This is a genomic window from Cupriavidus sp. FW306-01-F10A, from assembly GCF_058782785.1.
The window spans coordinates 121088-133661 of the sequence record NZ_JBYSYA010000015.1 but is presented as its reverse complement, the minus strand read 5'-3'; the positions used below and the strand labels follow the sequence as shown (position 1 = coordinate 133661).

Sequence of the window (12574 nt, the reverse complement as noted above, 5' to 3'; positions counted from 1 at the left end):
TCCCGGGATTGGGAGGAGCAAGGTAAAGCAGAAGTGTCAGCGCGCGGCGGCATGCGGCGGCGCTGCCCTGGTCAGCGCCGTGTGCGCTTGACGGTCTTGCCGCCGGCCTTGGTCGACTTGCGCGCCTTGGCGGGCGCCAGCGAGTTGGCCAGTTCCGGCACGGATACGTCGTCGTCGCCGCTGCCGTCGCCGGCCTCGGTGCCGCCGGCATCGATCTGCGGACCCAGCGCGGCCACTTCGGTGCGCGTCAGGCGGCGGATTTCGACGTTGGTGGCGCCGCGTTCGACGAAGCCCAGGCGGCGCGCGGCGCCGTAGGACACGTCCAGCACGCGGTTGCCATGGTACGGCCCGCGGTCATTGATGCGCAGCACTGCCACCTTGTTATTGCGCAGGTTGCGCACCAGCACCCAGCTGTCGAGTGGCAGCGACGGATGGGCGGCCGTCATGGCGCGCATGTCGAAGCGTTCGCCGTTGGCGGTCTTGCGGCCGTGGAAGCCCTTGCCGTACCACGACGAAACACCGCGCTGCTCGAACGTGCCGATATCGGCGCGCAGGCCGTCCAGCGAGCTGCCGCTGCGGCCTTCGTCAGCGTCATAGCCGAACAGGTTCCAGCTGCCGCCGTCCGAGGCACGCGCGGACTTGTTGTCTGCGTCGGTGCGATCGGTCTTGCCGGCCTTACCGTTCTTTGCCGCGCGCGTGGGCACGGCGCCAGCGTTGTCGTTGCTTGCGTTGTCGCCTTCAGGGGGCGTGGCACAGGCGGCCAGCACCACGGCGCATGCGGTGCATGCGCCGAGCTTGGCGAGCCGTTGCCAGCGCTTGGCGAGAGCGGAGATCCGTAACATGGGCGGCAGTCTAACATTGAGTCTTTACGACTATCTCTTTCATTTTGTTACGAAATCTGTGCGATTTCGCACCATCGTGACCTATCTGCCCGGAATCCCGCTTGTGGCAAGGGATTCCCGCCCGAGACGGGGTTTTCGCGCGGGTAACGCATAAAGCACCCGACCTGCATCGCGGGCGGTGAATCGCCGCCCGGCGCTACAATGCTGGGCACCCGCCCGCCGTCCGTGCGGGCCAGTCCGTGGCACCCCGCCAGAAGGCGCCCGGCGCACAAGAAATCGTCCATGAAAGCCCTGCTCATTCCCGTCACGCCCTTCCAGCAAAACTGTTCGCTGCTGATCGATGAAAGCACCGGCCGCGCCGCGGTCTGCGATCCCGGCGGCGACCTGGACCGCATCCGCGCGGCGGTCAGGGAGCAAGGCGTCACGCTGGAAAAGATCTTCCTGACGCATGGCCATGTCGATCATTGCGCCGGCGCCGCGGCGCTCGCGCGCGAGCTGGACATCCCCATCGAAGGCCCGCAGCAGGACGAGCGCTTCTGGATCGAGCAGCTGCCCGAGCAGACGCGCCGCTTCGGCTTCGGCCACGCCGAGAGCTTCGAGCCAGACCGCTGGCTGGAGAACGGCGACACCGTGCAGTTCGGCAACGAGACGCTGGAGGTCTACCACTGCCCCGGCCACACACCCGGCCACGTGGTGTTCTTCTCGCGCGCCAACCGGCTGGCGGTGGTGGGCGACGTGCTGTTCGCCGGCTCGATCGGCCGCACCGACTTTCCGCGCGGCAACCACGCCGACCTGATCCGCTCGATCCGCACGCGGCTGTGGCCGCTGGGCGAGGACGTGACCTTCATCCCCGGGCACGGGCCGGTCTCCACCTTCGGCGAGGAACGCCGCAATAACCCGTTCGTGGCCGATCACCTGACCGACGTGGGCTGAGGCCGTGGCCAAGCGACAGGCGCCCGACACCCGCCCGGAGATCTACGTCAGCACCGACGTGGAAGCCGACGGCCCGATCCCGGGCCCGCATTCGATGCTGTCGTTCGCGTCCGCGGCAATGCTGGCGGACAAGACCGTGGTGGGCACGTTCTCCGCCAACCTCGAGACCCTGCCCAGCGCCGCCGGCCACCCGGTGCAGATGCAGTGGTGGCAAACCCAGCCCGAAGCCTGGAGCGCCTGCCGGCGCGACCTGCAGCGCCCCGAGGACGCCATGGTCCGCTATGTCGAATGGGTCGAGAGCCTGCCCGGCAAGCCGGTCTTCGTGGCCTTTCCGGCCGGCTTCGATTTCACCTGGATGTTCTGGTACATGATGCGGTTCGCCGGGCGCTCGCCCTTTGGCTGGGCCGCCCTCGACATCAAGACGCTGGGCTTTGCGCTGACCGGGCGCCCCTACCGCAAGACCGTCAAGGCGGCCTTCCCGGCCGCCTGGATGGATCCGCTGCCGCACACCCATGTGGCGCTGGACGATGCGCTCGAACAGGGTGCGCTGTTCTGCAACATGCTCGCTGCGCTGCGTGAGCGCGAGACCGCACTGACCAGCCTGGCGTCCGATGCGGCAGCGGACGCTAGCGAGCCCTCACCTTCGTCCGGGCAGCCCTGAACGGTTGCTGCGCCGCGGCAGCCACGGCGGCACGCCCCTTGCAGGCTTTGCGTTCGCATCTCACGCCAGCGCGCCTATAGTAGAAGCGGATATGGCGTACCGGGCGAAACGAGCCACAGACTATCCGGCGCACTTGCGCAGCCACGCCATATGCCGTTTGAGCCATGTTGCCCGGATCGCGCGGCGCCTGCCGAGGAGGTGTCGATCATGCGTTTTCATACCGACCTGCACTTGAGAGACCTGGCCGGCCGGATCCATTGGCCGCATGCCACGCGGGGCGCCACGCCCATCACCCATCGCCACACCTCGGATGAGGACGCCGAAGTCGCCAAGGCCACGCTATACGTCAGCACGGTGACGCTGGTGGTGCTACTGGTCGTGCTGGCGGCCATCGCTTTCGGTCAGGAGGCCATGCACTGGCTGGGTGTTCATTAGACGACCCGCCTGAAGCTGTTTGCCTCAAGCACCGGCCGGCCCCCACCACGTGGGGGCCGGTTTTATTTGGTGCCGTGCATGGCCTGGCTCAGGCCAGCAGCGGCGCCACGTTCTCGGGCGGCCGGCCGATCGCGGCGCGGCGGTTGCGCACCACCACCGGACGCTGCAGCAGGATCGGGTTGTCGGCCACGGCGGCCAGCAGCTCGGCCTCGGTCAGGCCGGGATCGGCCAGGCCCAGCTCGGCGTACGGCGCTTCGTTGTCGCGCAGCATCTCGCGCACCGGAACGCCCAGCATGGTGTGCAACTGGCGCAGCGTGGCCAGCGACGGCGGCTCTTTGAGGTATTCCACGATTTCCACCGGTTCGCCCAGCCGCTCGCTGGCGGCCTGGACCAGGGCGAGCGTTTCGCGCGACTTGGAGCAGCGGGGGTTGTGGTAGATGGTGATCATGGCATGGTCCTTTCTTGTCGTTGCCGTGCCCCGCCCCGGGGCGTTGGCACTAATGCGGTGCAAATCAATCCGCACTATATACAAGACACCGGCCCTCGCGCAGCATCACGCTGGTGCATGTGCCCGGCACGCATCCTGCGTTGCCCCAAGTCCTTGCATAGGGCACCATTCCCGATGACTTCCACTACCGTTTCCGCCACGACGCCGTCCGCCGGTACACGCAAACCCTTCACCCTGCGCGACGCCATACCCGCCGACGTTCCTGCCATCCACGCCATCTACGCGCACCATGTGCTGCACGGCCGCGCCTCGTTCGAGGAAACGCCGCCAAGCCTGGACGAGATGCAGCTGCGTTTTGCCGAAGTCCACCGCAAGGGCTTGCCCTACCTGGTCGCCGTGCGCGACGGCGAGGTGCTGGGCTATGCCTATGCATCGTCCTACCGCGCGCGCAGCGCCTACCGCTTTGCCATCGAGGATTCAATCTATATCGACCACCGCCGCGTCGGCGAGGGCCTGGGCCAGGCCCTGCTGGCCGAACTGGTCGCCCGCTGCGAGACCGGTCCCTGGCGCCAGATGGTCGCCGTGATTGCCTGCACCGCCGGCGGCGAAGGCGCCGGTTCGCTGGCCGTGCATGAGCGCCTGGGCTTCCGCACCGTCGGCCGGCTGGAGGCGGTGGGGTTCAAGCACGGGCAATGGATCGATACGGTGCTGATGCAGCGGATGCTGGGGGTGGGGGCGACGACGCTGCCGGCGTAGGCGGATCGACCTGCACGGCTTCAGCCAAGCCCCAAAGAACAAAAACGCCACGGATTCCTCCGTGGCGTCTTGCGCAGCAAAGCCCGGCGCCTGCCGGCGCCCAAGCCTTACTTCATCAGGTCCGACAGCGCCAGCGCCACCACCTTGGTCGCGCGGTTCAGGTCGTTCAGGCGCAGGTTCTCGTCCGAGTTATGGCCGCGGGCTTCCATCAGCGTGCGCGGGCCGGCGCCGTACAGCACGGTCGGGATGCCGCGCTTGGTGTAGTGGCGCGCGTCGGTGTAGAGCGGCACGCCTTGCACCGGGATCTCCACGCCGAACACGGATTCGGCACGGCTCTTCAGCGCGCCGATCAGCTTTTCCACGCCCGGCAGTTCCGATAGCGGCTCGGCCAGGATGATGCGCTCGACCTTCACCTCGATGCCCGGACGGTCCTTGGCGGCCTTTTCCACCACGGCGCGGATCTCGCCTTCGGCGTCGAAGCCGATTTCCTCGGGGATCATGCGGCGGTCGACGCGGAAGGTCACCAGGTCAGGCACCACGTTGGTGTTGATGCCGCCCTTGATCAGGCCGACGTTCAGCGTGGCGGTGTCGATGCCCGGCACCTTCGACTTGCGCGTGGCCAGCTCGGCGCGCAGGCCGTAGATGGCTTGCAGGATGTGGGTGGCGGCTTCGATCGCGTCCACCCCCGTATGCGGCATGGCGGCATGGCCCTGCTTGCCCTTGACCGTCACTTCGACGTGCAGGCAGCCGTTGTGCGACGAGGTGATGCCGTACGAGAAGCCGGCCGAGATGGCGTAGTCGGCCTTGCTCAGGTTGTTGTCGAGCAGGAACTTGGGACCGATGTCGCCGCCGGTTTCCTCGTCATAGGTGAACTGCAACTCGACCGCGCCGTTGATCCTGGCGCCCTGCTTCTCGGCTTCCATCAGCGCCAGCACGGCGTAGGTGTAGGTGGCGAAGTCAGACTTGGACACCGCCACGCCGCGGCCGTACATGACCGGGCCGTGCTCGCTGTCGGCCACTTCACCGCCGTACGGGTCCTTGGTCCAGCCCAGGCCCGGGGGCACCACGTCGCCGTGGGCGTTCATGGCGATGGTCGGGCCGCCCGTGCCGAACTGCTTGCGCACGATCAGGTTGGTGGCGCTGATCATGCCGGCTGCCTTCACCAGCTCGTCCGGCACCTTGTGCGCCTCCACCGTGAAGCCCAGGCCCTCCAGCAGTTCCTTGGCGCGCTTGCCATGGGCGTCGCAGTCGCCTGCGGGGTTGTCCGAGGGCACCTTGACCAGTTCGGCCAGGAAGGCTTCCTGTTCCGGACGGTGCTGGTCGATGAACTGCGTCAGCGTGGTTTCAGTGGGGTTCATATTGTCTCGTGCGGTCATGACTTGTTCTCTCAACTACGGAGGGGTTCGGGTGGGTTCCGGGGAATCTGCGCTGGCTTACTGCGGCAGGCGGAAGTGCTCGACGAAATCGCTGAACACGCGCGCGGACAGGGCGGCGTCCTCGGCGGTCATGGTTTCGGTGGGATGGTGGCTGATGCCGCCGTTGCCGCAGCGCACGAACAGCATGGCGACGTCGGCGATGGCGGCAATGGCCATGGCGTCGTGGCCGGCGCCCGACGGCAGGTGGCGCACCGGCACGCCCTGGCGGGCAATCGCGGCGGCCCATTGCTCTTGCAGCCACGGGGCGCAGGGAACGCTCTTCGCCTCATGGGTCTTGCGCACCTGCGTGCGCACGTTGCGGCGCGCGCACACGCGCTCGATCTCGGCCAGCACGTCGTTGACGGCGGCCTCGCGCTCGGCGTCAGCGCCGGCGCGGATGTCGATGGAGAACACGGCGCGGCCCGGCACCACGTTGGCGGCGCCGTTGGGCACGTTGAACTGGCCGACCGTGCCGACCAGGCCCGGCTTGCCGCCGCAGCGCTTCTCGATATACAGGCCGATCTCGGCCCCGGCCATGGCGGCGTCGCGGCGCATGTCCATCGGCACCGTGCCGGCGTGGCCGGCCAGGCCTTCGAGCTCGACGATAAAGCGGGTGGCGCCGGAGATGGCGGTCACCACGCCCACCGGCAGGTTTTCATTGAGCAGCACCGGACCTTGTTCGATATGGACTTCGATGAAGGCCGCGACCTTGCTGCGGTCATGCTTGGCGGCGGGCAAGGCAGCGGCGTCGAAACCGGCCTCGCGCATCACTTCACGCATGGTCTTGCCGGAGTCGTCGACGTTGTCGAGCACGTTGTTGTCGAAGGTCCCGGCGATGGCGCGGCTGCCCAGCAGCGTGGCCTTGAAGCGCACGCCCTCTTCCTCGGCAAAGCCGACCACCTCGATCGCAAACGGGAAGCGCTTGCCCTGGCGGTTCCATTCGGCCACGCACGCGGTCGGCAGGATCACGCCGAGGTTGCCGTCATAGCGGCCGCCGTCGCGCACGGTGTCGAAGTGCGAACCGGTCAGCAGCGCGGGCGCGTCGGGCGTGGTGCCCTCATAGCGGCCGATCACGTTGCCGGCGGCGTCGCGCCGCACCGTCATGCCGGCCTGCTGCATCCATTCGGTCAGCTGCGCGGCGGCGCCGTGGTGGGCCTCGGTCAGGTAGGTACGGGTGAGCATGCCGGGCTGCTCGGTGTGGACGGCCAGGGCGTCGGCCCAGGCCATGATGCGCGTGCCAGTCTCTGCGGCGGACGGCGACGGATTTGCTGCCATGCGTTGTCTCCTGCTGGAAGTGCGTGAACGCCGCGGCGGGTGGTCCGGCAAGGCCCGCCGGCGTCTGCCGCAAGGCCTGCCGGCGCGGGCGTGGCGCCCGGGCCGAAGCTCTATTCTGTGCGATTCATGTTAGCACAGTGAATTCAAAAATTGCATACAAAAATGATATGCACTATATTCGCTTCCACGTTCAGACAATTTGCCGCGGACAATCCGGTCCGGACAGGCGATTGCGTGGATTCCGCCTCAACAGGGGGGCTGTCCGCGAAGTGGCGCGCTCCCGACCCGGAAGCCCCGCACGGAACGTAAGGCCGGCAGCCACCCGCCAGTAGAGCAGTACGGGGCCGCCGGTGATTCCTGGATCAGATGGGCCAGCCAGCGCCAGCCAATGGACAGGCGCCGGACCGGCCCGGTACGGAGACAACCATGCAGCATGCAGTTCCCTCGCAGCCCCGCCCCGGCGCCCCCCAGCCCCGTTTGCATATCCGCTTCACCCGTTCGCTGTTTGGCCAGGTGCTGATTGCCCTGGTGATTGGCACCGCACTCGGCTTGGCATTCCCTGAATTCGCCGCCAAGCTCAAGCCGCTTGGCGATGCCTTTATCAAGCTGATCAAGATGCTGATCGGCCCGATCGTGTTCTGCGTGGTGGTGGCCGGCATCTGCGGCGCCGGCGAGCTGAAGAAGGTCGGCCGCGTCGGCATCAAGGCGGTGGTGTACTTCGAGATCGTCACCACCATCGCGCTGGCGCTTGGCATCCTGCTGGCCTATGTGTTCCAGCCCGGCGTCGGCATGAATGTCGACCCGCGTTCGCTCGATGCGTCGGCCATCGCCGGATTTATCGACAACGCGACCAAGGTGAAGGACCAGGGCACGGTCGACTTCCTGCTCAAGCTGATCCCCAATACCGTGTTCGGCGCCTTTGCCAACGGCGACGTGCTGCAGGTGCTGCTGGTGTCGATCCTGTTCGGCTGCGCGCTGTCGCTGGTGGGCGAGCCGGGCCGGCCGCTGGTCAGGCTGATCGACACCTTCTCGCACACGCTGTTCAAGATGATGGGCTTCATCATCAAGCTGGCGCCGCTGGGCGTGCTGGGCGCGGTGGCCTTCACCGTGGGCAAGTACGGCATCGGCTCGCTCAAGCAGCTGGGCTTCCTGGTATTCCTGTTCTACGGCGCGGTGATCATCTTCGTGCTGTTGGTGCTGGGCACGATCATGCGCGTGTGCGGCTTCTCGGTGATCAAGCTGATCCGCTACCTGCGCGCCGAGCTGCTGGTGGTGCTGGGCACGGCCTCGTCCGACAGCGTGCTGCCGCAGGTGATGAAGAAGCTGGAGTTCATGGGGATCAAGAAGTCGGTGGTGGGCCTGGTGATCCCGACCGGCTACTCGTTCAACCTCGATGCGTTCTCGATCTACCTGACGCTGGCCGCGGTCTTTATCGCGCAGGCGACCAACACGCCGCTGGCGATGGGCGACCTGCTCGGCATCCTGGCGGTGGCGCTGGTCACCTCCAAGGGCGCGCACGGCATCCCCGGCTCGGCCATCGTGATCCTGGCCGCGACACTGTCGGCACACCCGGCGATTCCCGCCATCGGGCTGGTGCTGGTGCTGTCGGTGGACTGGTTCATCGGCATCGCGCGTGCACTGGGCAACCTGATCGGCAACTGCGTGGCGACCGTGGTGGTGGCCGCCTGGGAGAAGGATATCGACCGCGAACGGGCCCATGGCGTGCTCAACGGCACCATTGAAGCGACCGACCTGGATGCGGGTCTGGCCGCGATGGCGGAGGACGGCGTGGACGCCGGATCTCCGGTCGCCGTGCCAGGGCGGTAGTCCACTGCATCAGATGAGCTCGCCCCCGCTGGACTGCGCCTCAAGGCCGTAGGCGTCGTTGCAAATGCTCGCAATAGCCGTGCTATTGCTGCGCTTTGCGCCTAGCCTACGACCTTGCTGCGCAGCCCCTCGGGGACGATTCATCTGCCGCAGTAGACTAGAATCACGCATCTCCCCAACCGCGCAGCCCCTGCGCAAGTGCGCTGCCATGCCCGAGCATATCGATCCTGACATGACCGCCGAAGCGATCGCCGAAGACATAGTCGCGGCCATCGTTTCGCACCGCCTGCCGCCCGGCACCAAGCTGCGCGAGGAGGCCCTGGCCAGTGTCTACCGCGTCAGCCGCACCAAGGTGCGCGCGGCGCTGCTGATGCTGTCCAAGGACAAGGTCATCCAGATCGTGCCCGACAAGGGTGCCTTCGTGGCCAAGCCCAGCGCCGAGGAGGCGCGCGAGGTCTTCGCGGTGCGCCGCATCCTGGAAGCGGCGCTGGCGCGCGAGTTCGTCGCCAAGGCGACCCCGGCCGACTACAAGCGCATCGACCGCCACCTGGCGGCCGAACGCAAGGCGCTGGCTGGCAGCGATGCGCAGGTGCGCACCCGGCTGCTTGGCGACTTCCATATCGTGCTGGCCGAGGTGGTCGGCAACGGCGTGCTGACCGAGATGATGCGCGAGCTGTCGACGCGCAGCGCGGTCATCACCATGCTGTACCAGTCGCGCCGCGACGCGGCCTGCTCGTCGGACGAGCACCGCGAATTCATCGAGGCCGCCCGTGCCGGCGATGTCGAGCGGGCCGTCACGCTGATGGTGGACCACCTCGGCCACGTGGAAGGTGCGCTGCATTTCGAGGAAACCGCGCCGGTGTCGCGCGGCAAGGACCTGGTGACCGCGCTGCTCGCGTAGGCGTCTGCTTGACGTGAGTCAAAGCGGCCACTGCCGCCCGCGCGCACACTTGACCCCGCCATGAAGACGCGGGGGCGCACTTCATGAGCACTCTGCCTTCCGGCACCTCATCGTCGGAAGGCTGCCCGCACGCTGCAACGGTGTGCGGGCTTTCTTTTTTCTGAGGACTGGGTTTTGCGCTGCGGAATGGCGCCCTGTCCCGCCGCTTGGCCGCGACGCAGTCCCGCACCCGTTTTTTCCTTTCCCGCCAGCTAGTTGCAGCGCCTGGAAGGCATTCCCGGCGCCGCCATTGTTGCGTCCGCGGTGGCCGGCATTGCCGGCAATACGCGAGATCGAATCCCGGCTTCGGGTTAGGATGCCGGAGGCCCGAGCCAGAGGCCGGCGCCGCCCCCCGCAGGATCCGGGGCGGACGCACACCAGAACAGAAACATGGAGACCGTCATGCGCCATCGCGCGATACCTGCGCTGCAGCCACGCCGCCGGCGCTAGCTCTCCCCTGCATTTCGCAACGCCACGGTCCTGCCTGACGCCGGATCGCGGCCCGCATCGCCTGACCATCGATCGAGAGGACTTCCCATGCCCAGTGCCTTCCGCCCCGACGCCTTTGCCGGCAAGACCGTATTCGTCGCCGGCGCCTCCTCCGGCATCAACCTCGGCATCGCGCACGGCTTCGCGCGCGCCGGGGCGAAGCTGGCGCTGATCAGCCGCACCGCCGAGCGCATCCAGGCCGCCGCCGACACCATCACCGCGGCCGGCGGCACCGCCATCGGCATGGCCGCCGACGTGCGCGACTATGCCGCCGTGGAAGCGGCCTTCGCGCGCGCCCAGGACGAACTGGGGCCGATCGACGTGGTGATCTCCGGCGCCGCGGGCAACTTCCTCGCGCCCGTGGTCGGCATGTCCGCCAATGCCTTCAAGACTGTGGTCGATATCGACCTGCTCGGCACCTTCAACGTGTTCCGCGCCAGCTTCGACCACCTGGCCAAGCCGGGTGCGTCGCTGATCGCGATCACCGCGCCGCAGGCGGTCAACGCCATGATGTTCCAGGCCCATGCCTGCGCCGCCAAGGCCGGCATCAACATGCTGATCAAGTGCCTGGCGATGGAATGGGGCCCGGCCGGCGTGCGCGTGAACGGCATCTCGCCCGGCCCGATCGCCGACACCGAAGGCATGGCCCGGCTGGCGCCCACGGCCGAGATGGAGGCGCGCTACAAGGCCCGCCTGGCGCTGCGCGACTACGGCACCAAGGACGATATCGCCGATGCCGCGATGTACCTGAGCAGCGACAACGCGCACTACGTCACCGGCACCATCCTCGACTGCGACGGCGGCAGCAAGCTGGGCGACGCCTCCGCCGACGCGCTGAAGAAGCCGCAGTAAGTTTCCGCACCCGCACCGAACCACGACCAAGCAACAAGGAGAACCACCCATGACGGCATCCGTCCTCTATCAAGCCAGCGAAAGCGTGGCCACGCTGACCCTGAACCGCCCGGACGTGCTCAACGCGATGAACGGCGACCTGATGCGCGAGCTGCGCGAGGGCGTTGAGCGCGCCGCCGGCGACGCCGGCGTGCGCGCCGTGCTGATCACCGGCGCGGGCCGCGGCTTCTGCGCCGGCGCCGACCTGGCCGCGCGCGGCAAGGATGGCATCTCCGATTCCGGCACGCTGCTGCGCGAGCGTTACCACCCGATCATCATGGCGCTGCGCCAGATGCCCAAGCCGGTCGTCACCGCTGTCAACGGCGTGGCCGCCGGTGCCGGCATGAGCCTGGCGCTGGCGGGCGACGTGGTGCTGGCGGCCCGCTCGGCCAGCTTCCTGCAGGCATTCTCCAAGATCGGCCTGGTCCCGGACGCCGGCAGCACCTACTTCGTGCCGCGCTATGCCGGCGAGATGCGCGCCCGCGCACTGGCCATCCTGGCCGAGAAGATCGATGCCGAGGAAGCACAGCGCATCGGCCTGGTGTGGAAGGTCCACGCCGACGACGCGCTGCAGGACGAGGCCGGCAAGCTGGCCCGCCACCTGGCCACCATGCCGACCATGGCCTACGGCATGATCAAGGAAGCCCTGAACCAGAGCTTCGACAACGACCTGGCCGCGCAGCTCGAAGTGGAAGCCACGCTGCAGTCGCGCGCCAGCCGCAGCGATGACTGCAAGGAAGGCGTAGCCGCCTTCATGGAGAAGCGCAAGCCGCAGTTCAAGGGCCGTTGAGAACCCGCATCACAAGGAGCCAGCGCATGAGCGCCAGCAGCAACGAACGTATCCTCGTCACCATCGAAGACGGCGTCGCCGACGTCCGCCTGAACCGCCCCGACAAGATGAACGCGCTCGACCAGGCCATGTTCGACGCACTGATCGAGACCGGCGAGCAACTGGCGCGCATGCCCGACCTGCGCGCCGTGGTCCTGTCAGGCGAGGGCCGCGCCTTCTGCGCGGGGCTGGACATGGGCCGCATGGCGGGCATGTTGTCGGACGGTGGCGGCGAATCCCACAACGACAGCATCGGCGCGGGCCGCCTCGGCAAGCGTACCAACGGCATGTCCAATCGCCCGCAGTACGCGTGCATGGTCTGGCGCGAACTGCCGGTGCCGGTCTTCGCCGCGGTCCACGGCGTGGCTTTCGGCGGCGGGCTGCAGGTGGCGCTGGGCGCTGACGTACGCTACGTCGCGCCCGATACCAGGCTGTCGGTCATGGAAATGAAGTGGGGGCTGGTGCCCGACATGGCCGGCATGGTGCTCACGCGCGGCCTGGTGCGCCCCGACGTGCTGCGCGAGCTGATCTACAGCGCGCGCGTGCTGAGCGGCACCGAAGCCTGCGAACTGGGCCTGGGCACCTACCTCGCCGACGACCCGCGCGCCGCGGCGCTGGAAGCCGCGCGCCAGGTGGCACAGAAGAACCCGGATGCGATCCGCGCAGCCAAGCGCCTGATGGCGGTGGTGGAGCGCGGCGACAATGCCCTCATCCTGCAGGCCGAGTCCGACGAGCAGGACCGGCTGGTCGGCTCGCCCAACCAGCGCGAGGCAGTGCTGGCCAATATGCAGAAGCGCGCGCCGCGCTTCGAGCCGGCGGGCTGAAGCAAGCCG

General features: G+C 67.8%; 13 protein-coding genes. 9 read left to right on the top strand and 4 right to left on the bottom strand.

What is annotated here, in order from left to right:
- Window positions 1-71: 71 nt before the first annotated feature.
- Window positions 72-842, bottom strand: coding sequence for a septal ring lytic transglycosylase RlpA family protein (locus AC3WLF_RS21315; protein WP_492352477.1), 771 nt, complete (start codon window positions 840-842; stop codon window positions 72-74).
- Window positions 843-1124: 282 nt separating this feature from the next.
- Here AC3WLF_RS21315 and AC3WLF_RS21310 point away from each other — a divergent pair, with 282 nt between their 5' ends.
- The 3 genes from AC3WLF_RS21310 (at window position 1125) to AC3WLF_RS21300 (ending at window position 2871) form a co-directional block, all read left to right on the top strand.
- Window positions 1125-1775, top strand: coding sequence for an MBL fold metallo-hydrolase (locus AC3WLF_RS21310; protein ID WP_492320034.1), 651 nt, complete (start codon window positions 1125-1127; stop codon window positions 1773-1775).
- A 4-nt stretch (window positions 1776-1779) separates the two neighbouring features.
- On the top strand, window positions 1780-2436 hold the full coding sequence (locus AC3WLF_RS21305; RefSeq protein WP_492357376.1) for an exonuclease: 657 nt from the start codon (window positions 1780-1782) through the stop codon (window positions 2434-2436).
- Window positions 2437-2643: 207 nt separating this feature from the next.
- Window positions 2644-2871 (top strand): hypothetical protein, encoded by a 228-nt coding sequence (locus tag AC3WLF_RS21300; protein ID WP_010812133.1) that lies wholly within the window; start codon window positions 2644-2646, stop codon window positions 2869-2871.
- An 88-nt stretch (window positions 2872-2959) separates the two neighbouring features.
- Here AC3WLF_RS21300 and arsC read toward each other — a convergent pair whose 3' ends face one another.
- Window positions 2960-3319 carry an arsenate reductase (glutaredoxin) gene (gene arsC, locus AC3WLF_RS21295; RefSeq protein WP_035816098.1) on the bottom strand — a complete coding sequence of 120 codons (360 nt, stop codon included), beginning with the start codon at window positions 3317-3319 and terminating at the stop codon, window positions 2960-2962.
- Between the two features lie 174 nt (window positions 3320-3493).
- On the opposite strand from arsC, the gene AC3WLF_RS21290 reads away from it, so the two are divergent.
- Entirely contained in the window at window positions 3494-4075 is a 582-nt protein-coding gene (locus AC3WLF_RS21290; protein WP_492320036.1) for a GNAT family N-acetyltransferase, read from the top strand.
- Between the two features lie 107 nt (window positions 4076-4182).
- On the opposite strand, the gene AC3WLF_RS21285 is transcribed toward AC3WLF_RS21290, so the two are convergent.
- Both AC3WLF_RS21285 and AC3WLF_RS21280 read right to left on the bottom strand, forming a co-directional pair.
- Complete coding sequence (locus tag AC3WLF_RS21285) at window positions 4183-5451, bottom strand: M20/M25/M40 family metallo-hydrolase (RefSeq protein WP_010812137.1); 1269 nt, start codon at window positions 5449-5451, stop codon at window positions 4183-4185.
- Between the two features lie 57 nt (window positions 5452-5508).
- Window positions 5509-6765 (bottom strand): allantoate amidohydrolase, encoded by a 1257-nt coding sequence (locus tag AC3WLF_RS21280; RefSeq protein WP_492358809.1) that lies wholly within the window; start codon window positions 6763-6765, stop codon window positions 5509-5511.
- Between the two features lie 426 nt (window positions 6766-7191).
- Between AC3WLF_RS21280 and AC3WLF_RS21275 the strand changes: the two genes are divergently transcribed.
- The 5 genes from AC3WLF_RS21275 (at window position 7192) to AC3WLF_RS21255 (ending at window position 12565) form a co-directional block, all read left to right on the top strand.
- Window positions 7192-8592 (top strand): C4-dicarboxylate transporter DctA, encoded by a 1401-nt coding sequence (locus tag AC3WLF_RS21275; protein WP_492358808.1) that lies wholly within the window; start codon window positions 7192-7194, stop codon window positions 8590-8592.
- A 208-nt stretch (window positions 8593-8800) separates the two neighbouring features.
- Window positions 8801-9493, top strand: coding sequence for a GntR family transcriptional regulator (locus tag AC3WLF_RS21270; RefSeq protein WP_492320039.1), 693 nt, complete (start codon window positions 8801-8803; stop codon window positions 9491-9493).
- A 576-nt stretch (window positions 9494-10069) separates the two neighbouring features.
- Window positions 10070-10873, top strand: a complete 804-nt coding sequence (locus AC3WLF_RS21265) for an SDR family oxidoreductase (RefSeq protein WP_492320040.1) — start codon at window positions 10070-10072, stop codon at window positions 10871-10873.
- 49 nt (window positions 10874-10922) lie between these two features.
- Window positions 10923-11702 (top strand): enoyl-CoA hydratase-related protein, encoded by a 780-nt coding sequence (locus tag AC3WLF_RS21260; protein WP_492320041.1) that lies wholly within the window; start codon window positions 10923-10925, stop codon window positions 11700-11702.
- Between the two features lie 26 nt (window positions 11703-11728).
- On the top strand, window positions 11729-12565 hold the full coding sequence (locus AC3WLF_RS21255; RefSeq protein WP_492320042.1) for a crotonase/enoyl-CoA hydratase family protein: 837 nt from the start codon (window positions 11729-11731) through the stop codon (window positions 12563-12565).
- Window positions 12566-12574: the final 9 nt, after the last annotated feature.

Coding starts and splice junctions, on each gene's coding strand:
- AC3WLF_RS21315 (WP_492352477.1), bottom strand. CDS start 842: ATGTTACGGATCTCCGCTCTCGCCAAGCGCTGGCAACGGCTCGCCAAG.
- AC3WLF_RS21310 (WP_492320034.1), top strand. CDS start 1,125: ATGAAAGCCCTGCTCATTCCCGTCACGCCCTTCCAGCAAAACTGTTCG.
- AC3WLF_RS21300 (WP_010812133.1), top strand. CDS start 2,644: ATGCGTTTTCATACCGACCTGCACTTGAGAGACCTGGCCGGCCGGATC.
- arsC (WP_035816098.1), bottom strand. CDS start 3,319: ATGATCACCATCTACCACAACCCCCGCTGCTCCAAGTCGCGCGAAACG.
- AC3WLF_RS21290 (WP_492320036.1), top strand. CDS start 3,494: ATGACTTCCACTACCGTTTCCGCCACGACGCCGTCCGCCGGTACACGC.
- AC3WLF_RS21285 (WP_010812137.1), bottom strand. CDS start 5,451: ATGACCGCACGAGACAATATGAACCCCACTGAAACCACGCTGACGCAG.
- AC3WLF_RS21280 (WP_492358809.1), bottom strand. CDS start 6,765: ATGGCAGCAAATCCGTCGCCGTCCGCCGCAGAGACTGGCACGCGCATC.
- AC3WLF_RS21275 (WP_492358808.1), top strand. CDS start 7,192: ATGCAGCATGCAGTTCCCTCGCAGCCCCGCCCCGGCGCCCCCCAGCCC.
- AC3WLF_RS21270 (WP_492320039.1), top strand. CDS start 8,801: ATGCCCGAGCATATCGATCCTGACATGACCGCCGAAGCGATCGCCGAA.
- AC3WLF_RS21265 (WP_492320040.1), top strand. CDS start 10,070: ATGCCCAGTGCCTTCCGCCCCGACGCCTTTGCCGGCAAGACCGTATTC.
- AC3WLF_RS21260 (WP_492320041.1), top strand. CDS start 10,923: ATGACGGCATCCGTCCTCTATCAAGCCAGCGAAAGCGTGGCCACGCTG.
- AC3WLF_RS21255 (WP_492320042.1), top strand. CDS start 11,729: ATGAGCGCCAGCAGCAACGAACGTATCCTCGTCACCATCGAAGACGGC.